Source organism: Micromonospora sp. DT31 (assembly GCF_049841795.1).
GTDB lineage: Bacteria > Actinomycetota > Actinomycetes > Mycobacteriales > Micromonosporaceae > Micromonospora.
The window spans coordinates 109,316-133,966 of sequence record NZ_JBNCKZ010000004.1; the positions used below are offsets into that span (position 1 = coordinate 109,316).

General features: G+C 73.3%; 25 protein-coding genes, 1 pseudogene and 1 riboswitch. Of the genes and pseudogenes, 19 read left to right on the plus strand and 7 right to left on the minus strand.

Features of this window, described 5'->3' with window-relative positions:
• Positions 1–21: 21 nt before the first annotated feature.
• Positions 22–1,701, plus strand: a complete 1,680-nt coding sequence (locus ACLQ2X_RS09015) for an ABC-F family ATP-binding cassette domain-containing protein (protein WP_425680510.1) — start codon at positions 22–24, stop codon at positions 1,699–1,701.
• A gap of 39 nt (positions 1,702–1,740) precedes the next feature.
• Positions 1,741–2,703 (plus strand): aldo/keto reductase, encoded by a 963-nt coding sequence (locus tag ACLQ2X_RS09020; protein ID WP_425680511.1) that lies wholly within the window; start codon positions 1,741–1,743, stop codon positions 2,701–2,703.
• Positions 2,704–3,026: 323 nt separating this feature from the next.
• On the opposite strand, the gene ACLQ2X_RS09025 is transcribed toward ACLQ2X_RS09020, so the two are convergent.
• Positions 3,027–3,938 (minus strand): endonuclease domain-containing protein, encoded by a 912-nt coding sequence (locus ACLQ2X_RS09025; RefSeq protein WP_425680512.1) that lies wholly within the window; start codon positions 3,936–3,938, stop codon positions 3,027–3,029.
• 118 nt (positions 3,939–4,056) lie between these two features.
• A riboswitch (TPP riboswitch) is annotated at positions 4,057–4,168 on the plus strand.
• Between ACLQ2X_RS09025 and thiE the strand changes: the two genes are divergently transcribed.
• The 7 genes and pseudogenes from thiE (at position 4,163) to ACLQ2X_RS09060 (ending at position 8,803) form a co-directional block, all read left to right on the plus strand.
• On the plus strand, positions 4,163–4,789 hold the full coding sequence (gene thiE / locus ACLQ2X_RS09030; protein ID WP_425680513.1) for a thiamine phosphate synthase: 627 nt from the start codon (positions 4,163–4,165) through the stop codon (positions 4,787–4,789). (Overlaps the previous riboswitch by 6 nt.)
• Entirely contained in the window at positions 4,783–5,913 is a 1,131-nt protein-coding gene (thiO, locus tag ACLQ2X_RS09035) for a glycine oxidase ThiO (protein ID WP_425680514.1), read from the plus strand. The genes thiE and thiO overlap by 7 nt, the downstream gene beginning before the upstream one ends.
• Positions 5,904–6,104, plus strand: coding sequence for a sulfur carrier protein ThiS (thiS, locus tag ACLQ2X_RS09040; protein ID WP_425680515.1), 201 nt, complete (start codon positions 5,904–5,906; stop codon positions 6,102–6,104). Before thiO ends, thiS begins: the two co-directional genes overlap by 10 nt.
• Positions 6,105–6,108: 4 nt before the next feature.
• On the plus strand, positions 6,109–6,882 hold the full coding sequence (locus ACLQ2X_RS09045; protein ID WP_425680516.1) for a thiazole synthase: 774 nt from the start codon (positions 6,109–6,111) through the stop codon (positions 6,880–6,882).
• A 38-nt stretch (positions 6,883–6,920) separates the two neighbouring features.
• Positions 6,921–7,580 (plus strand): thiamine phosphate synthase, encoded by a 660-nt coding sequence (locus ACLQ2X_RS09050; RefSeq protein ID WP_425680739.1) that lies wholly within the window; start codon positions 6,921–6,923, stop codon positions 7,578–7,580.
• Positions 7,577–8,365, plus strand: a complete 789-nt coding sequence (gene thiD, locus ACLQ2X_RS09055) for a bifunctional hydroxymethylpyrimidine kinase/phosphomethylpyrimidine kinase (RefSeq protein ID WP_425680517.1) — start codon at positions 7,577–7,579, stop codon at positions 8,363–8,365. The genes ACLQ2X_RS09050 and thiD overlap by 4 nt, the downstream gene beginning before the upstream one ends.
• 40 nt (positions 8,366–8,405) lie before the next feature.
• Positions 8,406–8,803, plus strand: a pseudogene (locus tag ACLQ2X_RS09060) (hypothetical protein).
• A gap of 94 nt (positions 8,804–8,897) precedes the next feature.
• On the opposite strand, the gene ACLQ2X_RS09065 reads toward ACLQ2X_RS09060, so the two are convergent.
• From ACLQ2X_RS09065 to ACLQ2X_RS09080, 4 genes are all read right to left on the minus strand, one after another.
• Positions 8,898–11,069, minus strand: a complete 2,172-nt coding sequence (locus ACLQ2X_RS09065; protein ID WP_425680518.1) for a hypothetical protein — start codon at positions 11,067–11,069, stop codon at positions 8,898–8,900.
• A 77-nt stretch (positions 11,070–11,146) separates the two neighbouring features.
• Positions 11,147–11,449, minus strand: a complete 303-nt coding sequence (locus tag ACLQ2X_RS09070) for a cupin (RefSeq protein ID WP_425680740.1) — start codon at positions 11,447–11,449, stop codon at positions 11,147–11,149.
• Positions 11,440–12,390, minus strand: a complete 951-nt coding sequence (locus tag ACLQ2X_RS09075) for an LLM class F420-dependent oxidoreductase (RefSeq protein ID WP_425680741.1) — start codon at positions 12,388–12,390, stop codon at positions 11,440–11,442. Before ACLQ2X_RS09075 ends, ACLQ2X_RS09070 begins: the two co-directional genes overlap by 10 nt.
• A 2-nt stretch (positions 12,391–12,392) precedes the next feature.
• On the minus strand, positions 12,393–13,208 hold the full coding sequence (locus ACLQ2X_RS09080) for an ABC transporter ATP-binding protein (RefSeq protein ID WP_425680519.1): 816 nt from the start codon (positions 13,206–13,208) through the stop codon (positions 12,393–12,395).
• Positions 13,209–13,490: 282 nt separating this feature from the next.
• Here ACLQ2X_RS09080 and ACLQ2X_RS09085 point away from each other — a divergent pair, with 282 nt between their 5' ends.
• Together ACLQ2X_RS09085 and ACLQ2X_RS09090 are read left to right on the plus strand one after the other, a co-directional pair.
• Complete coding sequence (locus ACLQ2X_RS09085; RefSeq protein ID WP_425680520.1) at positions 13,491–14,519, plus strand: ABC transporter substrate-binding protein; 1,029 nt, start codon at positions 13,491–13,493, stop codon at positions 14,517–14,519.
• Between the two features lie 158 nt (positions 14,520–14,677).
• Complete coding sequence (locus ACLQ2X_RS09090) at positions 14,678–15,469, plus strand: ABC transporter permease (RefSeq protein ID WP_425680742.1); 792 nt, start codon at positions 14,678–14,680, stop codon at positions 15,467–15,469.
• Positions 15,470–15,542: 73 nt separating this feature from the next.
• Here the strand turns inward: ACLQ2X_RS09090 and ACLQ2X_RS09095 are convergent, their stop codons facing one another.
• Complete coding sequence (locus ACLQ2X_RS09095; RefSeq protein ID WP_425680521.1) at positions 15,543–16,724, minus strand: ABC transporter substrate-binding protein; 1,182 nt, start codon at positions 16,722–16,724, stop codon at positions 15,543–15,545.
• A gap of 448 nt (positions 16,725–17,172) precedes the next feature.
• Here ACLQ2X_RS09095 and ACLQ2X_RS09100 point away from each other — a divergent pair, with 448 nt between their 5' ends.
• From ACLQ2X_RS09100 to ACLQ2X_RS09115, 4 genes are all read left to right on the plus strand, one after another.
• On the plus strand, positions 17,173–20,217 hold the full coding sequence (locus tag ACLQ2X_RS09100) for a sensor histidine kinase (RefSeq protein WP_425680522.1): 3,045 nt from the start codon (positions 17,173–17,175) through the stop codon (positions 20,215–20,217).
• Entirely contained in the window at positions 20,214–20,621 is a 408-nt protein-coding gene (locus ACLQ2X_RS09105; protein WP_013288588.1) for a roadblock/LC7 domain-containing protein, read from the plus strand. Before ACLQ2X_RS09100 ends, ACLQ2X_RS09105 begins: the two co-directional genes overlap by 4 nt.
• A gap of 64 nt (positions 20,622–20,685) precedes the next feature.
• Positions 20,686–21,048 carry a DUF742 domain-containing protein gene (locus ACLQ2X_RS09110; RefSeq protein WP_013288587.1) on the plus strand — a complete coding sequence of 121 codons (363 nt, stop codon included), beginning with the start codon at positions 20,686–20,688 and terminating at the stop codon, positions 21,046–21,048.
• Positions 21,029–21,646: a GTP-binding protein gene (locus ACLQ2X_RS09115; protein ID WP_425680523.1), complete on the plus strand. Its 618-nt coding sequence runs from the start codon at positions 21,029–21,031 to the stop codon at positions 21,644–21,646. Before ACLQ2X_RS09110 ends, ACLQ2X_RS09115 begins: the two co-directional genes overlap by 20 nt.
• 11 nt (positions 21,647–21,657) lie before the next feature.
• Here ACLQ2X_RS09115 and ACLQ2X_RS09120 read toward each other — a convergent pair whose 3' ends face one another.
• Entirely contained in the window at positions 21,658–22,746 is a 1,089-nt protein-coding gene (locus ACLQ2X_RS09120; protein ID WP_425680524.1) for a uroporphyrinogen-III synthase, read from the minus strand.
• A 214-nt stretch (positions 22,747–22,960) separates the two neighbouring features.
• Between ACLQ2X_RS09120 and ACLQ2X_RS09125 the strand changes: the two genes are divergently transcribed.
• The 4 genes from ACLQ2X_RS09125 (at position 22,961) to rpsI (ending at position 24,639) form a co-directional block, all read left to right on the plus strand.
• Entirely contained in the window at positions 22,961–23,218 is a 258-nt protein-coding gene (locus ACLQ2X_RS09125; protein ID WP_425680525.1) for a DUF6364 family protein, read from the plus strand.
• A complete protein-coding gene (locus ACLQ2X_RS09130) occupies positions 23,208–23,501 on the plus strand; it encodes a type II toxin-antitoxin system PemK/MazF family toxin (protein ID WP_425680526.1) in 294 nt (97 codons plus the stop codon). The genes ACLQ2X_RS09125 and ACLQ2X_RS09130 overlap by 11 nt, the downstream gene beginning before the upstream one ends.
• Before the next feature lie 209 nt (positions 23,502–23,710).
• Positions 23,711–24,154: a 50S ribosomal protein L13 gene (gene rplM, locus ACLQ2X_RS09135; protein ID WP_425680527.1), complete on the plus strand. Its 444-nt coding sequence runs from the start codon at positions 23,711–23,713 to the stop codon at positions 24,152–24,154.
• 20 nt (positions 24,155–24,174) lie between these two features.
• A complete protein-coding gene (rpsI, locus tag ACLQ2X_RS09140) occupies positions 24,175–24,639 on the plus strand; it encodes a 30S ribosomal protein S9 (RefSeq protein ID WP_425680528.1) in 465 nt (154 codons plus the stop codon).
• Positions 24,640–24,651: the final 12 nt, after the last annotated feature.

Sequence of the window (24,651 nt, forward strand, 5' to 3'; positions counted from 1 at the left end):
CGGCTCGGGCAGGATGCCCGCGTGGGATACGTAGACGTGGCAGGGGCGGGACACATCCTCCCGGACGGGCGGGAACTGTTCAGCGACGTGTCGTTCCGGGTCGGTGAGGGCGCCAAGGTGGCGCTCGTCGGCCCCAACGGCGCCGGCAAGACCACCCTGCTCCGGATGGTCGCCGGGGACCTGCCCGTGACGACCGGCGCGATCGCCCGCGCCGGCGGGCTGGGCGTGATGCGACAGTTCATCGGCATGATCGGCGACGAGTCCACGCTCGCCGACCTGGCCCTGTCGCTGGCCCCGCCGCCGCTGCGCGACGCCGGGCGCCGGCTCGCCGAGACCGAGGCGGCCATGCGCGCGGCCGAGGTCCGCGGCAAGTACAGCTCCGCCGCCGCCAAGGCCCAGCTCGCGTACGCCGACGCGCTCGCCGCCTGGGGTGAGACCGGCGGGTACGACGCCGAGGTGCTCTTCGACACCGTCACCACCATCGTGCTCGACCTGCCCTGGGACAGCGCGCGGGACCGGCCGGTGCGCACCCTCTCCGGCGGGCAGCAGAAACGCTTCGCCCTGGAACTGCTGCTCCGCGGCCCGGACGAGGTGCTGCTGCTCGACGAGCCGGACAACTTCCTCGACGTACCCGGCAAGCGCTGGCTGGAGGCGCGGCTGCGCGAGTCCGGCAAGTCGGTGCTCTACGTCTCGCACGACCGGGAACTGCTCGCCCAGACCGCCGACCGGGTGGTCGCGGTGGAGGGCGGCAGCGCCTGGGTGCACCCCGGCGGGTTCGCGAGCTGGCACGACGCCCGGACCGCCCGGCACGCCCGCCTCGACGAGCTGCGCAAACGCTGGGACGAGGAGCACCAGAAGCTGCGCGAGCTGATGCTGATGTACAAGCAGAAAGCCGCGTACAACTCCGACATGGCGTCGCGCTACCAGTCGGCGCAGACCCGGCTGCGCAAGTTCGAGGAGGCCGGGCCGCCGCCCGTACCCCCGAAGGACCAGGACATCCGGATGCGGCTGACCGGCGGGCGGACCGGCAAGCGGGCGGTGATCGCCGAGCAGCTCGAACTCGACGGCCTGACCTACCCGTTCGACCTGGAACTCTGGTACGGCGACCGGGTCGCGGTCCTCGGCGCGAACGGCACCGGCAAGTCCCACTTCCTGCGCCTGCTGGCCCGCGGCGGCACCGACCCGGAGCCGGGCAACACCCCCGTCGACGGCGCCGCCGCGCTCGCACCGGTCGCGCACGGCGGTGCGGTGCGGCTCGGCGCGCGGGTCCGGCCCGGGCACTTCTCACAGACCCACGACCGACCCGAACTGATGGCCAGGACGCTTGTCGAGGTGCTGTGGCGCGGCGACGATCACCGGGCCGGCATGGACCGGCACGCGGCCATGGCGGCGCTGTCCCGCTACGAGCTGGCCGGCCAGGGCGACCAGCGGTTCGGCACCCTCTCCGGCGGGCAGCAGGCCCGGTTCCTGGTGCTGCTGCTGGAGCTGTCCGGGGCCACCCTGCTGCTGCTCGACGAGCCCACCGACAACCTCGACCTCGCCTCCGCCGAGGCGTTGGAGGCCGGGCTGACCGGGTTCGACGGCACGGTCGTCGCGGTCACCCACGACCGTTGGTTCACCCGCACCTTCGACCGGTTCGTGCTGTTCCGCGGCGACGGCGACGTGGTCGAGACGCCGGAACCGGTCTGGGACGTGGGCTGAACCGCGCTGCCCGGGTGCTGCCCCCGCGACCGGCATAGGGTGGATCTCGTGAGTGAGATGACCTTCCGCCGGCTGGGCGACTCCGGACTCGTGGTGTCCGTGGTCGGTATCGGCTGCAACAACTTCGGCCGCAAACTCGACCTCGACGGCACCCGGGCGGTGGTGGACGCCGCGCTCGACGCCGGGATCAACTTCTTCGACACCGCCGACATCTACGGCGAACCCCAGGGCGGCTCCGAGGAGCTGCTCGGCCAGGCCCTCAAGGGCCGCCGCGACGACGTGGTGGTGGCCACCAAGTTCGGCATGGACATGAACGGCGCGAACGGGCCGGACCACGGGGCCCGGGGCGCCCGCCGCTACGTCGCCCGCGCGGTCGAGGCGTCGCTGCGCCGCCTCGGCACCGACCACATCGACCTCTACCAGATGCACGAGCCCGACCCGGGCACCCCGATCGACGAGACGCTCGCCGCGCTCGACGACCTGGTGACCGCCGGCAAGGTGCGCTACCTCGGCAACTCCAACTTCGCCGGCTGGCAGATCGCCGACGCCGACTGGACCGCGTCGTCGCAGGGCCGCACCCGGTTCGTCTCCGCGCAGAACCACTACTCGTTGCTGGAGCGTGGGGTGCAGGACGAGGTGATCCCGGCGTGCGAGCGGTTCGGCCTCGGCATGCTGCCGTTCTTCCCGCTCGCCAACGGGCTGCTCACCGGCAAGTACAAGCGGGGCGAGGCGCCCCCGGCGGGCAGCCGCCTGGCCGGTGGCGGGCGGTACGCGCAGCGGCTGGCCGCCGCGCGCTGGGACACCATCGAGGCGATCGAGGCGTATGCGGCGCAGCGCGGGATCAGCATGCTCCAGGTGGCCATCGGCGGTCTGGCCGCCCAGCCCGCGGTGACCTCGGTGATCGCCGGCGCGACCACCCCCGAGCAGGTGAAGGCGAACGCCGAAGCGGGCACCTGGCAACCCTCCGACGAAGACCTGAGCGCCCTGGCCGCCATCCTCTGACCGTCCCTGCCGGTACCGACGCGCCCGCCCACCGGGCCGGCCCGCGCGCCGGGCGTGCGCCCACCGGGGCCCGCCCGCGCGAGGAGGCACCCATGGCGTTCCACTCAAGGGCGGCACTCACGATGGGTGGAACGGTATGGGTGCCAAGAGGGCCTTGAGACACCCGTGGCGTTCCACTTCCCGCCAGATTCAGTCGCGAGTGGAACGCCATGGGTGTCTGCGGGCGGCCTCCTGGCGCCTGTGGTGTCTCGGGCGGCTTGGCTCGGCTCGGCTCGGAGGCGGGTGGCGGGTGGCGGGCCGGGAGTGCGGCTGCGGGGTGCGGATCAGTGGTTCGCGGCGGCGGCGCGCCGTTCTGCCAGGGCCTGGCGTACCAGGGCCACGGTGGCGTCGGGACGGCGTAGCACGTCGTCGGCGGTGAACCGGAGCACGACCCACCCGGCCGCGCGGAGCGCGTTCAGGCGCGCCACGTCCCGCCGGAAGTGAGCCCGCTCCCGGTGGTGGTCGCCGTCGTACTCGACCGCGAGGCGGAGAGCCGGCCAGGCCAGGTCCACCCGGGCCACGAAGCGTCCGCCGGCGCGCACCTCGTGCTGGGCGGTGAGCGGGCCGAGACCGGCATCGAGGAGGAGCAGCCGCAGCCGCGTCTCCATCGGGGACTCGCTCAACGGCTCGGCCATCGCCAGCACCTCGCGCAGCAGCGGAGTGCCCGGCCAACCCGGCCGGTCGGCGACGTAGGCCCGCAGGACGGGCAGCTTCACGACCCGGCGACGCAGCAGCGCGTCGACGGCGACCAGCGCCTCGGCGAGTGAGCCCTGCCGGCTTAGGTCGAACGCGGTACGCAGCCCGGTGGTGACCGGCAGCCCGCCGACGCGGGTGCGGTCCCGCTCCGGCAGCGGTGACCGGACCACCCGCAACCGTGGGTGCGGTCGCAGTCGAGCAGCAGTCGGCAGCAGCACGGTGACCGGCGCGTCGCGGGTGAGCACGTCCACGCCGAACAACCAGGCGGCGCTGCGTACCGCCAGTGCGGCACCCGGCGGCAGGCGCAACACCACCGCCTCGCACCACATCCGGTGGTCGTCGGCACTGTACCCGTCCCGGTGCACGTACACGTCCGGCAGCAGGCGGATCCACGTCGGCCCGTGCAGCATCGTCCAGGTGAGCAGCCCGTCGGAGACGGCACGACCGCCCCGGAACGGCAGGATCGCCAGGTGGCGCGGAACGCGTGCGGGAACGGACATCCGGGCAGCGTGCCGGTATGGGACGGTCACCCGTGGCCCCGGCACGGCAGGTGAGCGGTTCCGGGAAAAACCCTCGCCCGGGCTTCCGTAGGGGCGGAAGGCGTCGTACGGTAGGCCGCAAGTGACCCACGGGAGCCCGGTGCGGACCGGGCTGAGAGGGGGGCTGGGAGCCCCCGACCGTAGAACCTGATCCGGGTAATGCCGGCGCAGGGAGGAGCGTTGCCATGCCGTCCCTGGGACGACTGCATCTCATCACCGACACCCGGCCGGGGCGTGACCCGCTCGCCGTGCTGCGCGCCGCCCTTCCGGTGGCCGGCGCCGAACTCGTCGTGCAGGTGCGCGTGACCGACGACGCCACCGACCGGGAGGCGTACGAGCTGGCCTGCCGGGTGGTCGAGGCGTGCCGCCCGTACGGGGCGTCCTGCCTGGTCAACGACCGGTTGCACGTGGCGCTGGCGGTCGGCGCCGCCGGGGGACACGTCGGCGCCGACGACCTGCCGGTGTCTGCCGCGCGCCGGGTGCTCGGTCCGCAAGCGGTGCTCGGCGCGACCGCCCGCGAGCCGGCGGGTGCCCGCGCGGCGGTGGACGCGGGCGCGAGTTACCTGGGCGTGGGCCCGTGTCACGCGACCACCACCAAGCCCGGGCTGCCGGACCCGATCGGCCCCGAGGGGGTACGCGCGGTCGCCGAGGCGGTACGTGTGCCGGTGATCGCCATCGGCGGGGTGACCGCGGCGAGCGTGCCGGCGCTGCGGGCCGCCGGGGCGTACGGGGTGGCGGTGGTGGGCGCGCTCAGCGCGGCTGCCGATCCCGCGTACGCCACTGCCGAGCTGATGCGGGAGCTGACGTGTTAACAGGGGACCCTTCCTCTACCGGAGGCGTTAACAGGGGGCCCTTCCTTACCGATGTGGCGGTGGTGGGGGGTGGGCCGATCGGGTGGGCCATCGCGTGGCGGTGCGCGCAGCGCGGGCTGCGCGTGGTGGTGCACGACGACCGGCCCGGGTCGGGGGCGTCGTCGGTGGCCGCCGGCATGCTCTCCCCGGTCGCCGAGGCGTACTTCGGTGAGCACGACCTGACCGCGCTGCTCGTCGAATCCGCCGCCCGCTGGCCCGGTTTCGCCGCCGAACTGACCGAGGCCGGCGGCGTCGACCTGGGTTACCGCACCGAGGGCACGCTCGTCGTCGGGCTCACCGCCGACGACCTGGCCGAGGCGGGGCGGCTGTGGTCGTACCAGCAGGGGTTGGCCCTGCCGATCACGCCGCTGCGCCCCTCGGAGCTGCGCGACCGCGAGCCGGCACTGGCGCCGCGGGTGCGCGGTGGCGCGGTCGCGCCCGGCGACCACCAGGTCGACCCGCGCCGGCTGGTCGCCGCGCTGCGGGTGGCGGCCGAGCGGGCCGGGGTGCTGCTGCGACCGACCCCGGTGGGCGCGTTGTCCGAGGTGGACGCCCGGGTGACAGTCGTCGCGGCCGGCTGCGGCGCGGCCGCGCTCACCGGTCTGCCGGTGCGGCCGGTGAAGGGGCAGGTGCTCCGGCTCCGCGCGCCCGGCGGCGACCGGCCGGGCTTCCGGCACGTGATCCGCGGGTACGCCGACGGCGAGTCGGTCTACCTGGTGCCCCGGGACAGCGGCGAGGTGGTGGTCGGGGCGACCGTGGAGGAACGCGCGGACACCGAGGTCACCGCCGGTGGCGTGCTGGGGTTGCTGCGCGCCGCCGTGGAACTGGTCCCGGAGCTGGTCGAGTACGAGCTGGTCGAGGCCGTCGCCGGGTTGCGTCCCGGTACGCCTGACAACGCACCGCTCATCGGGGCGCTGCCCGGCCGGCCCGGCGTGCTCGTGGCCACCGGCCACCACCGGCACGGCATCGTGCTCACCCCGATCACCGCCGACCTGGTCACCGAGCTGATCGTCACCGGCGAGCCCGATCCCGCGCTCGCTCCCTTCACCCCGCAACGGTTCGGGAAGGAGCCCCTGTGGAACTGATCGTCAACGGCGCCGGCCGGACGCTGCCGGACGGTGTCACGGTCGCCGAGGTGGTCCGCGCGGTCACCGACCGGCAACGAGGGCTCGCCGTCGCGGTCAACGGCGAGGTGGTGCCGCGCGGCGGCTGGTCGGCGAGCGTGCTGCGCGACGGCGACCGGGTCGAGGTGCTCAGCGCCACCCAGGGCGGGTGACCGGATGTCCACTCTGGAGATCGGTGGGGTCACGTTCGGCTCCCGGCTCGTCCTCGGCACCGGCGGCGCGGCCAACCTGCACGTGTTGGAGCAGGCGATCCGCGCCTCCGGCACCGAGCTGGTCACGCTGGCATTGCGCCGGGTGGACACCACGCCCGGTGGGTCGGGTGGCCTGCTGGACCTGCTGGACCGCTGCGGGGTACGGCTGCTGCCGAACACGGCGGGCTGCCGTACCGCGGTGGAGGCGGTGAAGGTGGCGCACCTGGCCCGGGAGGCGTTCGACACCGACTGGGTGAAGGTGGAGGTGATCGGCGACGAGCGCACGCTGCTGCCCGACGGGGTGGAGCTGCTGCGCGCCGCCGAGGAGTTGGTGGCCGACGGGTTCACGGTGCTGCCGTACACGTCTGACGATCCGGTGCTGGCCCGCCGGTTGGCCGACGTGGGTTGCGCGGCGGTGATGCCGGCCGGGTCACCGATCGGCTCGGGGCTGGGCATCGGCAATCCGCACCACATCCGGCTGATCCGGCAGGCCGTCGACGTGCCGGTGGTGCTGGACGCGGGCATCGGCACCGCTTCCGACGCGGCGCTCGCCATGGAGTTGGGCTGCGACGCGGTGCTGCTCGCGAGCGCGGTGACCCGGGCCGCCGACCCGGTGGCGATGGCCACCGCGATGCGCTACGCGGTCGAGGCGGGGCGCCTGGCGTACGGCGCGGGGCGCATCCCCCGACGTTTCCACGCCCAGGCGTCCACCCCCGACGAGGGACGGCCCGACCTGTGACCGCCACCCACGCCGCCGGTCCCGGCACGGCGGCACCGGTGCCGGGGCGGGCGCGCGCCACTGTCGACGCCGGTCCGGAGGGAGTCGTGGTGCTCACCGATCGGCACAACGCGCGGGGGACGCTCGTCGACGTGGTCGCCGGGGCCGTGCGCGGGGGAGTGCGGTGGGTGGTGCTGCGGGAGAAGGACCTGCCGCGCGCCGAGCGGCTCGCGCTCGCCGTCGAGCTGCGGGCGCTCCTCGCCGACACGGGCGGCACGCTCGTCGTCGCCGGGTCGGACCCGCTCGACGGCGACGCCGTGCACCTGCCCGCCGCCGGGCCCTGCCCGCCGCCCGCCGTCGGCCTGACCGGCCGTTCCTGCCACGACGCGGGGGAGCTGGACCGGCTCACGACCGAGCAGTACGTCACGCTGTCGCCGGTCTTTCCCACCCGGACGAAACCCGGCTACGGCCCACCCCTGCGCCCCGAAGGGTTGCGCGCGCTGATCGCGGCCAGCCCGGTACCGGTGCTCGCGCTCGGCGGCATCGAAACCCCGGAGCAGGTCACGGCGTGCGTCGACGCGGGCGCCGCGGGCATCGCCGTACTCGGCGCGATCATGCGCGCCCCCGACCCCGCCGAAGCCGCCGCCACGCTGGGCAGCGCCTTCCAGGAGGCGGTTGGCCGCTGCCCTCCCACCGCAACCGGAGAGGAAGACAAGTGACGCCGAGAACAGTCCTCACCATCGCCGGCTCCGACTCCGGCGGCGGCGCCGGCATCCAGGCCGACCTCAAGACGTTCGCCGCGCTCGGGGCGTACGGGACAAGCGTGCTCACCGCGGTCACCGCGCAGAGCACCCGGGGTGTGGACGCCGTCCTGCCGCTGCCCCCGCAGACCGTGCGCGACCAGTTGGACAGTGTGCTCGGCGACTTCGACGTGCGCGCCGTGAAGACGGGGATGCTCGGCACCCCGGCGGTCGCCGACGCGGTGGCCGAGGCGGCCCGCGCCGGGCGGCTGCCCCGGCTGGTCGTCGACCCGGTGCTGGTCGCCACCAGCGGGCACCGGCTCGGCGTGGTGGAGGCGGTCGAGCGGCTGCTGCCGTACGCGCAGGTGGCGACGCCGAACTGCGCGGAGGCCGCGGCCCTCACCGGGCGTGCGGTGGGCACGGTCGAGGAGATGGTCGCCGCAGCCGAGACGCTGGCGGCCCGCGGCCCGCAGTTCGTGGTGGTGACCGGCGGTGACGTGGACGCCGACGGCGAGTCGGTGGACGTGCTGGCCGGCGGCGGGACCACGCGGCTGCTGCGCGCGCCCCGGGTGGACACCCGGCACAACCACGGCACCGGATGTTCGTTCTCCGCCGCCGTCGCGGTCCGGCTCGCCGCCGGCGACCCGGTGGAGGTCGCGGTGCGGGTCGCCAAGGAGTACGTCACCCGCGGGCTGACCGGCGCGCGGGGCTGGGAGTTGGGTGCCGGACGCGGTCCGCTGGATCACTTCGGCTGGTCCGCATGAACGACTTCGGCTGGTCCGCATGAAGGACAGGGAGGCTGTCATGCAGGCACGTCGCAAGGTGTACGTGGAGGGGTCCCGGCCGGACATCCGGGTGCCGTTCGCCGAAGTGGCGCTGACCGGGGACAACCCGCCGGTGCGGCTGTACGAGACCTCCGGCCCCGGCTCCGACCCGGAGGTGGGGTTGCCCGCGCTGGGCCGTGGATCGCCGAGCGCGGGGACGTCGAGCCGGTGCGCGGCGCCGGCACCCCGCTGGCGTACCACGACGCCACGCTGCCGGCCGAGCCGGCGAAGACCGCGCACTTCTGCTCGATGTGCGGGCCGAAGTTCTGCTCCATGAAGATCACCCAGGAGTTGAAGGACTACGCGGCGCGGGGCATGCGGGACAAGTCCGAGGAGTTCCTCGCCGCCGGCTCCCGGGTCTATCTGCCGCTGGCCTGAGCACCCCACCCCACGGGCCGACCCTCGGGCCGGCCCGTGGGGTGCTCGGTGCGGTGGTCGCTCGGTAGCGGTGGCTGCTCGGTCGCGGTGGTGCTCAGTCGCGGTGGTGCCGGCCGGTGCGCAGCGAGCGGGGGCCGTCGCCCTTGTCCGAGGCGAGGCCGGTGACCCAGTCGACGTACTCGTCGTCTCCAGTGGCGGCCGGCTCCGGCGTGCCCAGGACCGGGGTCGGATCGTCCTTGACCCGGCCGCGCCGGAAGAGCCCGCGTCGGGCCTTCGGCTTCCCGCCGGGCGTCGCTGCCTCCTCCGGTCCGGCGTGCCGGCCACGGGTCGACGGGACGTCCGGCCCGGCGGTGGGCCGGTCGGCCGGCCCGTCGATCCGGCCGGTGTCCGGCTCGTCCGGCCCGGTGGACGTGCGGGGCGACCCGGGAGCCGCCGCCGGGACCGGCCGTGGTGGCGCGGTCACGTCCTCGGGCATCGGGGAACGCGGTCGGGGGGAGACGGTCTCGGGGGCGTCGGGGAGGGAGCTCCGGTCGGTCCGCCCCGATCTCGCGTCCCCGGTCGAGGGCGCGTCCGGTTCGCCCCGGCCCGCGCCGGTCCCGGTCCGTGCGGTGTCCGCGCCGCGCGCCGCCGGGGCCCGGCCGACGCTGGTCGTCTCGGCGGCGGTGTCGCCGTCGCTGCGGGGATGGGGGACCGCGGCTTCGGTTGCGGTCGCGGCGAGGACGTCGATGGCCGAGGTCCGCCGCCCCGCGGGCAGTACGCCGGGCAGGTCGTGCCCGGCCTGCCGACCCGCGGCCGGCGGGCTCGCGTCCGGCCTGCCGGTGGCGCCCGGACTCGGCTCGGGCCGGCCCGGCGTGGCGGGGCTGAGCCGGCCCGGCGTGGTGGGCTCGGGTCGGTCCGGCGTGGTGGGCTCGGGCCGGTCCGGCGTGGTGGGCTCGGGCCGGTCCGGCGTGGCGGGGTTCGGCTCGGGTCGCTCCGGGGTACGGGGCTCCGGCTCGCCCCGGTCGAGGGTGGGCGAGGCCGGACCGGTGCGGTCGGCGGCGGGCGCGGGCACGGCGGTCACGTCGGCGGCGGACCGGCCGGCGGCGACCGGGCTCGCGGTGACCCCGCTCGGCGTGTTCAGGCTCGCGGTGACCGGGGCTGTGGAGACGGGGGCAGCGGTGGCCGGACTCGGGGTGGCCGAGCCCACGCTGGCAAGGGTCGGAGTGGCAGGAACCGGGGTGATCGGGCTCGTGTCGTCCGGTCGCGGGGTGTTCGAACCGCCGACCTCCGGCCAGCTCCAGTGCGCCGGAGCGGACCCCGCGCCGGTCACCGTCGCCGGCAGATCGGCCGGAACGACCCGGGTCGTGGCGGCCCTCGACGGGGGAAGCGGGGCGAGGACGTCGGTGGGTTCGACGGCGTCGGACTCACCGGCCGGGGTGGCCGGCCGGGGCAGCAGCGTGGTGACGGTCGAGCCGAGCGCCCCGGTGAGGACCGCGAACAACGCGCCGTAGTACGGCGCCAGCTGGTAGCGGTCGGTGGCCGTGCCGGTGCCGGCGGTCAGGTAGGCGAAGGCGACGAGCGCCGGACCGGCCGCACCGGTCGCGCCGCCGACGAGCGGCGGGCATCCGGCACGCCGGGCCAGCGCGCCGACCGCGCCGCCGGCGAGCAGCGCCAGCACGGGCGGCAGGAACATGGCCAGGCTCTGCGCCGACGACGTGGACAGCCAGGACGGATCGAGGATGCCGAGCCGCACCGGGGACAGCGGGCGGGTGGACAGGACCGTGGGCACGGCGGAGACCAGCGCCAACAGCCAGACCGTCCCGGTGGTGATCGCCACCCCCCATCCGAGCGGCGGCCTGAGCAGCACGGCGATCGCCACGCCCGCCCCGACCACCGCGCCGAGGACGGCGCAGATGCCGACGGCCGACACCGGATCGGCGGATCCGGCCAGTTCGGCGGCGCGGGCCGGTTGCATGGCAAGCGGAGCGATCGCCAGGGCGCCCAGCGCGCTGACCCCGGCGATGGAGAGCACCTCGGTGCTGCCGGGCGGGCGGTCGTCCGAGCGGGCGAAACGCCCGGTGAGAGCGGCCGCGGCGACCGTGGTGACCGCGGCGACCCAGCCGACCCAGGTGAGCTGGGCGGGCCACCTGTTGACCGCCTCGTCGACGAACGCGCCGTCGAGGCGGAGGACGCCGAAGCCGTACGCGATGCCCAACTGGCCGGCTCCGGCCAGGACGCTCACCCCGAGCGCCGTGAGCAGCAGCCTGCCCCACGTACGAAAGGCCATGTCGGGCACGTTACGGCCCGGTGCCCCCGATCGCCACCTTGCCGCCGCGCGGCGCGGCGAACCCGCCCGGAGGCCGGCTACTTCAGCTCGACCAGGCGGGCGAGGTAGGTGGTGTCGCCGACGTTCGTCAGCATGTGCACCGCGCCCGGGTCCCGGTAGACCACGCCACCGGTCGGCTCGTCGGCGTCGATCGTGGTGCCGTCGATCGTCTGCACCACGTTCTTCGCGCCCTGGACCGCCACCACCAGGTACGGGTGGTCGTGGCGGTGCAGCGGCTGCCGCTCACCCGGTTCCAGGCGGATGTGCCAGACGCGTACCCGGTCGTTCTCGTAGACGATCTCCTGGCCCACCGGGCCGAGTGCGAGGTCGGTCATCGTGATCCGTCCAGTTGGGGGAGCACCTCGGCGGCGATGAGTTCCACGTGGTCGAGGTCGTCGAAGTCGATAAGCCGCAGGTGGACCCGGGTGGCCCCGATCGCGGCGAACTCGCCGAGCCGGTCGACGAGTTGGGCGGGGGAGCCGACCACCGGGTCCTCCGGCGGCAGGGCGCTGGTGACGTGCAGCGGCGCGGCCCGGCGCTCGGCCTCGGCGTCGGTGCGCCCGATCGCCACCACCACACCGGCGGACAGGGTCAGCGGGGGCCGACCGGAGGCGGCCCGTCCGGTGCGGTCGCACGCCTCCCGGACCCGCTCGTACGCGGCGGCGGTCTCCGCGACGCTCTTGAACGGCATGTTGAACTCGTCGGCGTGGCGGGCGGCCAGCTCCGGGGTGCGCTTCGGCCCGCGACCGCCGACGATCACCGGCGGGCCGGGCTGCTGGACCGGCTTGGGCAGGGCCGGCGCGTCGACCAGCCGGTAGTGCTCGCCGGTGAAGCTGTACGTCTCACCGGGCGGGGTGCGCCACAGCCCGGTGATGATCTCCAGTTGTTCGGCCAGCCGGTCGAAGCGTTCGGAGACGGCGGGGAACGGGATGCCGTACGCGGTGTGCTCGCGCTCGTACCAGCCGGCGCCGATGCCCAGCTCGACCCGGCCGCCGCTCATCTGGTCGACCTGGGCGACCATGACGGCCAGCGGCCCGGGCAGCCGGAACGTGGCCGACGTGACGAGCGTGCCGAGGCGGATGCGGGAGGTCTCCCGGGCCAGCGCGGCGAGCGTCAGCCAGGCGTCGGTGGGGCCGGGCAGCGCCGGCTCGTCCCCCATCGCCTGGTAGTGGTCGGCGCGGAAGAAGCCGTCGAAGCCGGTCTCCTCGACCAGCCGGGCGAACCGGAGCTGGTCGGCGTAGTCCGCTCCGCGGTGGGGTTCGGTGAAGATGGTCACCCGCATGGTCACCGCCCTCCCGTCGCCGCGGCGCGCGTCGACGTCTCGACCGGGGCGGGTACGCCGAGGGCGTCCCGCTCCATCAACAGTTCGTGCAGTTCGGCGCTGATCCGGGCGACGTCGGCCAGGTGTGCGTGCCGGCCCAGCGTGCGGGGCCGGGGCACGGCCACCTCGACCACCTGGCGGATCCGCCCCGGTCGCGGGCTGAGCACGACGACCCGGTCGGCGAGCAGCACCGCCTCGTCGATCGAGTGGGTGACGAAGACGATGGTGGCCTTCGTCTCCATGTGCACGCGCTGCAGTTCACCGGAGAGTTCCTCCCGGGTGAGCGCGTCGAGCGCGGAGAACGGCTCGTCCATCAGCATCACCCGGGGGGAGCCGATCAGGGAGCGGCAGAGCGACACCCGCTGCTGCATGCCGCCGGACAGTTCGTGCGGCAGGCGCTTCTCGAAGCCGCCCAGCCCGGCCATCTCCAGCAGCGCGCGTGCCCGGTCGCGGTGCTTCGCCCGGCTCCAGCCGAACATCTCCACCGGCAGCAGCACGTTGTCGAGCACCGAACGCCAGGGCAGCAGGGCCGGCCGCTGGAAGAGCATGGCGATGTCCCGGCGGGGTCTGGTGATCGGCGTGCCGGCGACGGTGATCTCGCCGCCGGTGACCGGCAGCAGGCCGGCGATCATCCGCAGCAGCGTGGACTTGCCGCAGCCGGAGCGGCCCAGGACGGCGACGAACTCGCCCTCGGCGACGTCGAGGTCGATGCCGCGCAGCGCCTCCACCCGCCCCGAACGGCCGTCGAAGGTGCGGGACACCCCGGACAGTTGGATCATCTCTCGCCGGCTCCCTTCCACCGTCGTCGCGATCGAGCCGGGCAAGCGTAGCGGGATCCGTGCTTATAGCACCGTCGGGGGTGGACGTCAGTCCGCTTTCGACATGGGACTTCGTTCATTCCGCAACCGGGAGGGCGGCTGTGCCCGGTCCACCTTCTCGTAGTCTGTTGCCCGCGAAGAGTCCCCTCGCGACGGTCCAGTCGGTCGAACTCCCTTCCGACCCCGTCGGACCCACGACCCGACCGGCGAACATTCCCTGGTCGGAAAGGACATGGTGCACTGATGAGAAGGCTGACCCGTACGGTCACCGCCGCGGCTCTGGCCACCGCACTGGCCCTCGTCGCCGGCTGCAGCAGCGACTCGGACACGTCCGAGAACGGTGGTGGCGGCAACGGCGCGGCACTGGAGAAGGTGACCTACCTCACCTCGTTCGGCAACTTCGGCCGTGACTCCTACGCCTGGGTGGCGAAGGACAAGGGCTTCTTCAAGGAGGCCGGTTTCGAGGTCGACATCAAGCCCGGCCAGGGCACCGGCGGCGTGGTCCAGGTCGCCGGCGGCCAGGCGGACTTCGCCCCGGTCGACCTGACCGGCGCCATCCTCCAGTTCGCCAACGGCCAGGCCCAGGGCTTCGTCGCCGTGGCGGCGGTGCAGCAGCGCACCATGGCCGCCATCGCCACGGTGGAGGGCAAGAACATCGCCACCCCGAAGGACCTCGAGGGCAAGAAGCTCGCCGACACCCCGACCTCCGTGGTGCGCAACCTCTTCCCGACGTACGCCCGGCTCGCCGGCATCGATGCCAGCAAGGTGACCTGGGTCAACGGGGAGGCGCAGACGCTCATCGGCATGCTGGGCTCCGGGTCGGTGGACGGCATCGGCCAGTTCGTCGTCGGCCAGCCGACCATCGAGACGGTCACCAAGAAGAAGGCCGTCATGCTGCCCTACAGCAACGTGATGCAGGACCTGTACGGCAATGTGCTGGTCACCTCCACCAAGAACGCCAAGGAGAAGCCGGAGATGGTCAAGCGGTTCACCGCCGCGCTGCTCAAGGGCCTGGAGTACTCCCTGGCCAACCCGGACGAGGCGGGCGAGATCCTGAAGAAGAACGTGCCCGCCGCCGTTCCGGCCGCCGCTGCCGCCGAGCTCAAGCTGATGGCCGCGTACGTGCGGTCGAGCAACTCCGGCACCGCCCTGGGCACCCTGGACGAGGGCCGGGTCGCCAAGGTGATCTCGCTGCTGCAGGGCGCGGGCGCCATCAAGCGTGAGGTCGCCCCCAAGGAGATCATCGACTTCAACCTCGTGCCGAAGGCCTGACGGTCGGCTCGGACCACGGGGGTGCGGCCCGCCGGGACACCTGGTGGGCCGCACCCCCTTCGCGTGCCGGCGGTCCACGCCGGCCGAGAGAGGAGGACACCGTGACGCAGTTGACCGGGACCCCGGCCGGGGCGCCGGTGCCGGACCCGTCGACGGAGGTGGTGGCCGCTCGGCGGCGGCTGGTCGTACACCCTGCCGCATTCGCGCTGCCGGCGCTCGGGTTGGTGATCGCGGTGGCCGGGTGGTGGCTGGTCACCTCGGGGCTGCATCTGGTCCACCCGGCGGCGTTGCCACCGCCGCAGGCGGTGTGGCGTTCGTTGGGCGCCACCCGCGACGTACTGCTGCCGGCGCTGGGGATCACCACCTGGATGACCGTGCTCGGCTTCCTGCTCTCGTCGGCCGTCGGGGTGCTGATCGGGATGGCGCTGGCGGCGTCCCGGCGGGTCGAGCGGATGTTCTCGCCACTGCTGGTGGCGGTGAACGCGGTGCCGAAGATCGCATTCGGACCGCTGCTGGTGGTGGCCGTGGGCTGGGGGCAGAAGCCCATCCTGACCATGGTGTTCCTGCTCTGCTTCTTCCCGATCGTGCTCGCCACCGCGACCGGGTTGACCACCACCCCCGCGGATCTGGCCGAGCTGAGCCGGTCGCTCAACGCCTCGTGGTGGCAGTCGTTCCGCAAGGTGCGCTTCCCGGCCGCGCTGCCGCAGGTCTTCGTCGGGTTGAAGGTGGCCATGCCGCTGGCCGCGATCGGGGCGGTCATCGGCGAGTTCTACTCCGACCGGCCCGGCCTCGGCTATCAGATCCTGCAGTACAACGGGGTGGGCGACACCGCCACCGCCTGGGCGGCGATCGTGCTGGTGGCCCTGATGAGCATCGCGCTCTACGCCGCTCTGAGCCTGGTCGAGCGCCTGGCCCTGCCCTGGGTGCGGGCCACCACGTCCGCCCGCTGACCCCGACAGGTGTGGCCCCACCGCAACCGGCCCGGAGCCGGCCGCGGTGGGGCCACACCCACAGCGGGAGAGGTCAGCCGGCCAGGCGCCAGCGACCGCCCCGGGCCACGAGCGTCGTCAGCGCCTGCGGCATCAACCCGGAGTGGTTGTCCGGCGTCATCCGGATCGGCCCGGACAGGCCGTCGAGCTGGGCGGTCTCCAGGAGGTCGCGCAGGCCGTCCCGGTCGACCTCGCCCGGCTTCCCGCCGGTGCGCAGCTCGGCATCGGCGATCAGTTGGACCGCGTCGGCGGCGAACGAGGAGAAGCCGTGGTAGCCGCCGAACTTGGCGGTGTAGTCCTGGAACCACTGCCGTCGGGCGGCCTTCGCCGGCGTGGTGGCGATGACGTCGTCGATCACCATCGTCTGGGTGAAGATCAGCGTGGCCCGCTCGGTGGAGCCGGCCGCCGTGCCCAGGAACAGCTCGCCGGCGGCGGAGGAGTCGAAGAAGAGTGATCCGGTGAACTTGTTCCGCCGGGCGGTGGTGGTGGCGAGCGTCGCCTGCTGCGGGGTGGTCCAGAGGACCAGCGCCTGCGGCTTGCGCTTGACCAGTTCGTCGATCTGCGTGCTGACCTCGGTGTCGGTGGCGCGTACCGCCTGGTTGGCCACCAGCCGGACGTTGGTCTTGTCCAGCTCGCGGCGCAGCGCGGCGAGCCCTTCCTGGCCGTAGCCCTCGGCGCCGTGCAGCAGCGCGACCTTACGGATGCCGCGCCGGGCCAGTTCGGTGGCGAGCGCGGCGGCGCTGTCCGCGGCGGTCGGTGCGAGCTTGAACACGTACCGGCGTTGCTCCACCGGTTCGGTGATCGCGCTCGATGAGGCGAGCGCGATCGTCGGAATGCGTTTCTCGCCGATGGTGCGGGCCGCCCCGACGGCGCATTCGTCGCAGCCGCCCATGATGACCGCGCTCACCTGTGAGTCGCCGCTGAAATCATTGATGTTCCGCAAGGACTCGGCCGCGTCCGAGCGGTTGTCCTTGATCCTCAGCTCGATCTTCCGGTCGCCCAGCGCGCCGGAGGCGTTCAACTGCTCGACCTTCAGTTCCAGAGCCGATTTGTACACCTTGCCGATCGGTGCGGAAGCGCCGGAGAGTTCCAGGTCGGCGGCGATCACGATCGGGCTGGTGTCCTGCGGATCCCCGCCGATCCCGCAGCCGGTGAGCGTGGTGGCCAGCATGGCCGAGGCGAGCACCGCGATGGTCGCGGAGCGGATGGGGCTCAACTCAGTCCTCCAGGGGTGCGGTTCGGGACAAGCCCGATCACCGCCGTCCGTCCGTCCTCAGTGGAGAAGCGGGATTGGTGTGCCGTACGGTGTGCGCGAAGCCTGCAAAACCTTGCCAATGCCGGGGCCTGCGGTCAAGCGCGGACGCCCGGATCAGTTTCGGGACGCTCATCCCACATGCTGGGGCAAGGAAACGCGGTCTGACAATTACTGATCAGATGCGGGCGACCACTCTGGAGTCACATCCCCTGTTCAAGGGGGTCGACGTAAGAAGGTACTAGGTGACCGGATCACCGGTTGAGTGGAGCGAGACCGTTTCCTACCTCACTGCGGCTTCCCAAAAACGATCTCGTCTGATGAAATTCCGGCCGTGCCGCGCGTGGCGCTGGCCGCTGCACCAGGCACGGGTCAGCGGGTCGCGTGTGGAAGAAACGACGGAGGCGATGTCGTGAGCACCCCACCTACGACCCTGCCCGGGAGCCCTGACGCGGACCAGCGGAACCGGCGACGGCGCCTGCCCAGGCTGCGCGACGCGCGGATCCGCTCCAAGCTCGCCCTGATCCTGGTCGTCCCGGTAGCCGCTGTCATCGCACTGGCAACAATCCGACTCGTCGCGGTGGGCCAGGGCGCGTACGAGGCGGACCGGGTCCGCTCGTTGACCGCCGTCTCGCTGGACATCTCGGCGCTCACCCAGGAGTTGCACAGGGAGCGGATGGCGGCGGCGGCCTTCCTGGCCGACCCGAACGGGAAGCCGGACGCGTACAACCTGCGGGCCCGTGGCACCGACCAGCGGGTCACGGCGTACCAGCAGGAGCGGGACAGGCTCGGGGACGTGCCGGCCTCGGTCCGCAACCGACTCGACGTGATCGACGGTCACCTGTCCAGCCTGAGCCGCACCCGCCAGGAGGTGGTCGACCGGTCGCAGATGCCGGTGGCCGAGGCCAGCCTGCGGTACGGCATCGTCCTGGACGACCTGGTCGCCTACAGCGACGCGCTGGCGCAGCAGCCGGGCGTGGAGAGCCTCGCCGACGCCCGCCGGGCGGTGGCCGCGTTCGCCCACGCCAAAGCCGAGGTGGCCGAGGAACAGTCGGTCGTCTTCACCGCGCTCAGCGGTGGCCGGCTCGACGAGGAGCAGTACTCCTCCTTCGTGGCCACGCTCACCGGCCAGCAGGAGGCGCTGGTGACCTTCTCCCGGTCCGCGACGCCGAGCCAGCGTGCCCTGGTGGAGCGCACCGTCTCCGGTGACGCCGTGCAACTCGCCGACCGTGTCGCCACCGACCTGTCCCGGTCGGTCGGGCGTCCCGCGCTGGTCACCCGCGACGAGGCCGCCGCCGCCATCGGCGCGGTGGACGACCTGATGCGGTGGGCGGAGATCCAGCTCCTGGACGAACTGCTCGCCGACGCCGACGAGGCGCGCACCGCGGTGATCCGGCAGGCCATCATCGAGGGTCTGCTCGTGCTGCTCACCCTGGCCGTCGCCGTGTCGCTCGCCGTGGTGCTCGCCCGCTCGCTCAACGACTCGCTGCGCCAGCTGCGTGAGGGCGCGCTCGCGGTGGCGAACCACGACCTGCCGGACGCGGTGAGTCGACTGCAGAACGTCAACGCCATCGGCGACGGCGGCGTGGACGAGATCCTGCGGCAGGTACGCGACCCGATCAAGCTCACCAACCGCGACGAGGTCGGTCAGGTGGCGGTGGCCTTCAACGTGGTCCACCGGGAGGCGGTCCGGGTGGCCGCCGAGCAGGCCGCGCTGCGGACAAGCGTCTCGGCGATGTTCCTCAACCTGGCCCGCCGTTCGCAGAACCTGGTCGACCGGATGATCGGCGAGCTGGACGCGATCGAGCGTTCCGAGGAGGACCCGAAGCGGCTCGCCCAGCTCTTCGAGCTGGACCACCTGGCCACCCGGATGCGCCGCAACGACGAGAACCTGCTGGTGCTCGCCGGCGCCGACTCGGCCGTACCGCGCCGCGACGACGCGCTCCTGGTGGACGTGCTGCGCGCCGCGCAGTCCGAGGTGGAGCTCTACAACCGGATCGAGTTCGGCACCGTGGACACCGACATCTCGGTCGCCGCGCACGCCGTCAACGACGTGGTCCGGCTGGTCGCGGAGCTGCTCGACAACGCCACCCGGTTCTCGCCGCCGAACACCTCCGTGGTGGCCGACGGCCGGCGGATCCGCGACTACGTGCTGATCCAGATCGAGGACCGGGGCCTCGGGCTCAGCGACGACCAGCTCGACTCGCTCAACCGGCGTCTGGCCGCCCCGCCGACGGTCGACGTGGCCGCGTTCCGGCTGATGGGTCTGGCCGTGGTGAGCCGGCTCGCCACCCGCTACGGCATCCGGGTCGAGCTGCGCCGCAACGTCGAGGGGGGCACCGTCGCCCAGGTCACGCTGCCAAACGCGACGGTGGTACTGCCGGCCAACCGCGGCCAGGCCCCGCTGACCCGGCCGCGCCAGCCGCTGGCCGTCGAGCAGGCGCCGCTCGTGCAGGCCGGCGCCGCCGAGGCACTGGCCGGCGGCGGGCGGACCGCCACCGCGACGCTCACCGAGCAGTGGCGCGGCGCGACCAACCCGTCGCCCGTCCGCTGGCAGGCGCCCGCCGAGGCGCGGGACACGGTCACCCCGGCCGTGCAGCTCGGCGGGGCGGCAGGCGCGCTGGGCTCCGCACCGCGGGCCGTCGCGGCGCCTGCGGCCACCCCGACCCCGGTCTCCGGCGCGGGCTGGTCGGCGGGTGGACCGACCGTCGCGTACCCCGCCCTGGAGCCCTTGCCCAAGCGGACGCCGGGGGGCGAGGCCGCCGCGGCGGCGACCCCGGCCGCGCCATCCGCCTTCCAGCCGTTCGCGGCGGCGCCGACGCCGAACACCACCCCGGCCGCGCCGGTGGTGGCCCGGCCCGAGCCGCGGGCCGAGGCGCCGATCTTCCGGGAGATGGAGGCGGTCTGGTTCCGCTCGCACGGAGAGGACGAGACCACCATCTTCGCCCGACCCAGTTTCGACGAGCCGGCCGCGGCGGCACCGCCCGCGACGCCGACCCGTCCACCACTGCCCACCCGCACACCCGGCGCCCAGACGGCAGGGCTGACCACCCCCCAGGGGTACGGTCAGCCGGCCCCGTCCGCACCGGCGGCGCCGTCCACGTTCACACCACCGGCCGCCGCGCCCCCACGGGTCGAGCCGGAGCCGCCCGCGCCCGAGCCCGCCCCGACGACCGGTGCGGACGCCTGGCGTACGGCCGCCGACGAGGGCTGGTCACGGGCCAGCCGGGCCGCGGAACCCACCACCGGCGGCACCACCCGCTCCGGACTGCCCAAGCGGGTTCCGCAGGCCCAGCTCGTGCCCGGCGGGATCGAGCCGAAGGGCGGCCGGGACCGTAGTCGACGCACCCCCGACGAGGTACGGGGCCTGCTGTCCGCCTACCACCGCGGAGTCCAGCGGGGCCGGACGGCCGGCACCGACCCGAACAGCACCCCGACCAAGGAGACGAACCGATGAACAGGCCGGCGGCCATGCAGGACATGGGTTGGCTTCTCACCAACTTCGCCGACAGCGTGGCGGGCATCGCGCACGTGGTGGCGGTGTCCGCGGACGGGCTGCTGCTCGCCTCCTCCCGGGACCTGCCCGGGGACCGGGCCGACCAGCTCGCCGCGATCACCTCCGGGGTGGTGAGCCTCACCGAGGGTGCGGCGCGGATGTTCAGCGCCGGTGGCGTGCTGCAGACCGTGATCGAGATGGACAGCGGCTACCTGTTCCTCATGTCCATCAGCGACGGCTCGTCGATGGCCGTGCTGGCGGCGCGCAGTTGCGACGTCGGTCAGGTCGGCTACGAGATGGCACTGCTCGTGGAGCGGGTCGGTCAGGCGCTCGTCCCGCTGCCGAGGGACGCCGTCCGGTCCTGACCGGACAGGGCTGTCAGCTGAACCGGAGCCGGTCCGGCTCCGTACGAGGGGAGGTGATCGCGAGATGGATCCGCGCCGTGATCCGCGTGGCGCGCTGGTGCGGCCCTACGCGGTCACCCGAGGGCGCACCGAGCCGTTGCAGAACATCGCGCTGGAAGCGGTGTTGTCGAGCACGCCCACGCAGTCGGCCGAGGCGCGCTTCGCCGGGCATGACAAGTACCGCATCTCCTCGGTCTGTGAAGGCCGGGCACAGTCGCTGGCGGAAATCGCCGCTTACACCCGGATGCCGCTGGGCGTCACCCGGGTGCTGGTCGCCGACATGGTGGCCGAGGGCCTGCTGACGCTACACACTGCCGCTCCCGCGACGGGCTTCGCGGCGCGGATGAACCTGCTTGGAAGGGTGCTAAGTGGACTTCGCGAACTATGACCCTGTCGGGGTGAACCACGGGCGGGAGATCATCTCCGCGAAGATCGTGGTCGCGGGCGGCTTCGGCGTGGGCAAGACCACACTCGTCGGGGCGATCTCCGAGATCCAGCCGCTGCGGACCGAGGCGCTGATGACCGCGGCCGGCGTGGGCATCGACGACCCGTCGAAGGTGCCGGGTAAGGAGACCACCACGGTCGCCATGGACTTCGGCCGGATCACCATGGCCGACGACCTGATCCTCTACCTGTTCGGCACGCCCGGCCAGACCCGGTTCTGGTTCATGTGGGACGAGATCATCCGGGGTGCGGTCGGGGCCGCCGTGCTGGTGGACACCCGCCGGATCGCCGACGCGTTCGCCCCGCTGGACTACTTCGAGAACCGCGGGCTGCCGTACGTCGTGGCCTTGAACCGGTTCGACGACGCGCCGCACTACGAGATGGAGGAGATCCGGGAGGCCCTCGCCATCTCGCCGGAGGTGCCGCTGGTGATGTGCGACGCCCGACGGCGGGAGTCGGTCAAGCAGGTGCTGGTGACCGTGGTCGAGCACGCCATGCTCCGGCTGCAGGCCGAGCACGGCTACCCGGCCTCGGTGGGCTGACCGCCTGCGGGTCAGTCGACCCGCAGGCGGTAGCCCCGCTTGACCACGGTCTGCACCACGCGGGGCGCCTTCAGGCCGACCCGCAGGCGGGCGACGGCCATCTCCACCGCGTGCTCGTCCGCCCCCCGCGGCAACGTCCGCAGCAACGCGGTGCGGGACAGCACCTTTCCGGGGGAGGCCGCGAGCGCCCGCAGCACCGCCATCGGCGCCGGGGCGAGCCGACGCAGCTCCCCGTCCACCACCGCCGCGTGGCCGCGTAGCGTCAGCACGTGCCCGGCGGCGGTCACCGAGACGGTACGCCGGGGCAGCTCGTCGACGATCGTGCGGACCAGCGCGCCCAGCCGCGCCCGGCTCGGCGCGCTCACCGGTATGCCCCGCCGCACCAGCGGCTCGGCGGTGACCGTGCCGACGCAGCCGGCCAGCACGTCGCCGCGCAGCGCCTCCAGCACCGTCTCGGTGCGGTCCCCGGCCGCCCGGAACAGGGCCTCCGCCGCCGGTGCGGAGGTGAACGTGACCGCGTCGACCAGCCGCCCGGCGACCAGGTCGATGAGTCGGTGCAACGGCGCCGGGTCGGCCGGTGGCGCCCACCGGTAGACCGGCACCTCGACCACCGTGGCTCCGGCCGCCACCAGCGCCTCGGTGTACTCCGGCTGTTGCTCGCCGTGCAGTTGCAGCGCCACCACCTGGCCGGCCACGCCGCGCCGGACCAGATGCCGGACCACCTCGTCGCAGCTCTCCGACACCGGCGACCAGTGCTCGTGCAGCCCGACGGCGCGGACCGCACCTGTCGCCTCGGGGCCCCGGGACACCACGTACGCGGGGGCGAGCGCGGCGCGTAGCGGCTCGGCCAGTCCCCAGCCCTCGGCCGCCTCCAGCCAGCCGCGTATCCCGATGCCGGTGTTGGCGATCAGCACGTCCGGCGGACGCTCCAGGCAGGTCCGGGTGGCCTCGCGCAGGTCGGTGTCGTCGGCCAGCGGGACGATCCGCAGCGCCGGGGCGAGCACGACCCGTGCGCCGCGCCGCTGGAGCAGGGCGGCCAGTTCGTCGCGCCGCTGGTCAGCGGTGACCCCGATGGTGAAGCCGGCCAGATCGTCGCGCATCACTGCTCCGGGGGCGACGGAAACGGGACGTGGACACCTGTCTGCCGCTGTCCGGCCGGCCCTCGCGTCATCGCGTGTGCACTGTCCGTCATGTCCGAGAAGCGTGCCGTCGGGCGGTTTCCGGTCCGGGTCTCTCCTGTTACGGTCCTGTCACGGGTGCCGGGCGCCGCGAAGGCGGATGACGGATGGTCATACCGCCGGTAGGCTGGCCGGCATGACCGCCAAGGTGACGCTGTCGTTCTCCGACGAGACGATCGAGGAGGCCCGCCGGTTCGCCAAGCGGGAAGGGCTCTCCCTCTCCGCCTGGATGGACCAGGCCGCCCGGGAGAAGGCGCTGCGCGAGGTCTTCACCGCGCACGCCGCCGCGGTCGGTCGCGCCGGCCTGGACCTGGAATCCGCCGCCCTGGCCGACGCCCAGGAGGTCGCCATGGTCGACGACGCCCTGTTCGGCGGGCGCCCGCGTGCTGCGTAGGGGCGAGATCTGGCGCATCTCCGGCGCCCGGGAGCGGTACGGCCTGGTGATCAGTTCCGACGTCTACAACTCCACAGGCGTGCCGATCGTGATCGTGGCCGAGGTGGTCGAGGAGTCGCTGCTGCGTGATTCTCCGCTCGCCGTGACGATGGGCGGCTTCGTGGTGATGCCCGACCGGCTCTCCTCGCCCATGAAGAAGTGGTTCACCGAGTGCGTGGACGTCGCCGACACCGAGACCATGCAGCGGGTCGGCCGGGCGTTGCGCATCCTTCAGGAACTGTGACCCGTCCGACAGCACGGGCGCGGGCCGCGCTCGGCGCGACCCCGTTTTGACCTGCCGCCGGGCAGCCGGGTATCGTTGCCTGCTGTTGTACGACATTCTTAGGCGTGCCGCATCAGGTACGCTTGGTCGTTCGTGCGCGCTGGTCCGGCCGGGAGGTCCTGGCCACCTCGGCGCGCGACCCCAGACCGACGACGAGACAAGGTAGACCTGTGCGTACGTACAGCCCGAAGCCGGGTGAGATCGAGCGTCAGTGGCACGTCATCGACGCCTCTGATGTCGTGCTGGGCCGCCTGGCGACCCACGCCGCCACGCTTCTGCGTGGCAAGCACAAGCCGACTTTCGCGCCGCACGTCGACACGGGCGACTTTGTCGTCATCGTGAACGCGGGCAAGGTTGCGCTGACCGGCAACAAGCGCCAGACCAAGGTCGCTTACCGCCACTCCGGTTACCCGGGTGGCCTGAAGCGGGTCGGCTACGACGAGCTGCTCAGCAAGCGGCCCGAGCGGGCCGTCGAGATGGCCGTGAAGGGCATGCTCCCGCACAACAAGCTGGGCCGGCAGATTATCAAGAAGCTGAAGGTCTACGCCGGTGCCGAGCACCCGCACGCCGCGCAGCAGCCGGAGCCGTTCGAGATCAAGCAGATCGCGCAGTGAGCGCGGGCGAAGGAAGCAGCATGACCGACATCACCGAGACCGAGGTCGCCCCCGAGGCCACCGAGGCGCCGGCGCCCGTCGCGCGCGCACCTCGCGGTGACCGCCCGATCCAGACCGTCGGCCGCCGCAAGGAAGCCATCGTCCGGGTCCGGATCGTCCCCGGCACCGGCAAGATCACCTGCAACGGCCGCGACCTCGAGGCCTACTTCCCGAGCAAGGTGCACCAGCAGCTCATCAAGGACCCGCTGGTCACCGCCGAGAAGCCCGAGTCCTTCGACGTGATCGCCAACCTGCGCGGCGGCGGCACCACCGGTCAGGCCGGCGCGCTGCGGCTCGCCATCGCCCGGGCGCTCATCGTCAACGAGCCCGACGACCGCCCGGCGCTGAAGAAGGCCGGCTTCCTGACCCGCGACGCCCGGGTCAAGGAGAGCAAGAAGTACGGCCTCAAGAAGGCCCGTAAGGCTCCCCAGTACTCGAAGCGCTGATCACCAGCGTCT

Coding starts and splice junctions, on each gene's coding strand:
- ACLQ2X_RS09085 (WP_425680520.1), top strand. CDS start 13,491: ATGAGAAGGCTGACCCGTACGGTCACCGCCGCGGCTCTGGCCACCGCA.
- ACLQ2X_RS09045 (WP_425680516.1), top strand. CDS start 6,109: ATGTCCACTCTGGAGATCGGTGGGGTCACGTTCGGCTCCCGGCTCGTC.
- ACLQ2X_RS09105 (WP_013288588.1), top strand. CDS start 20,214: ATGAACAGGCCGGCGGCCATGCAGGACATGGGTTGGCTTCTCACCAAC.
- ACLQ2X_RS09080 (WP_425680519.1), bottom strand. CDS start 13,208: ATGATCCAACTGTCCGGGGTGTCCCGCACCTTCGACGGCCGTTCGGGG.
- ACLQ2X_RS09065 (WP_425680518.1), bottom strand. CDS start 11,069: ATGGCCTTTCGTACGTGGGGCAGGCTGCTGCTCACGGCGCTCGGGGTG.
- ACLQ2X_RS09110 (WP_013288587.1), top strand. CDS start 20,686: ATGGATCCGCGCCGTGATCCGCGTGGCGCGCTGGTGCGGCCCTACGCG.
- thiE (WP_425680513.1), top strand. CDS start 4,163: ATGCCGTCCCTGGGACGACTGCATCTCATCACCGACACCCGGCCGGGG.
- ACLQ2X_RS09125 (WP_425680525.1), top strand. CDS start 22,961: ATGACCGCCAAGGTGACGCTGTCGTTCTCCGACGAGACGATCGAGGAG.
- ACLQ2X_RS09025 (WP_425680512.1), bottom strand. CDS start 3,938: ATGTCCGTTCCCGCACGCGTTCCGCGCCACCTGGCGATCCTGCCGTTC.
- ACLQ2X_RS09120 (WP_425680524.1), bottom strand. CDS start 22,746: ATGCGCGACGATCTGGCCGGCTTCACCATCGGGGTCACCGCTGACCAG.
- ACLQ2X_RS09075 (WP_425680741.1), bottom strand. CDS start 12,390: ATGCGGGTGACCATCTTCACCGAACCCCACCGCGGAGCGGACTACGCC.
- rpsI (WP_425680528.1), top strand. CDS start 24,175: ATGACCGACATCACCGAGACCGAGGTCGCCCCCGAGGCCACCGAGGCG.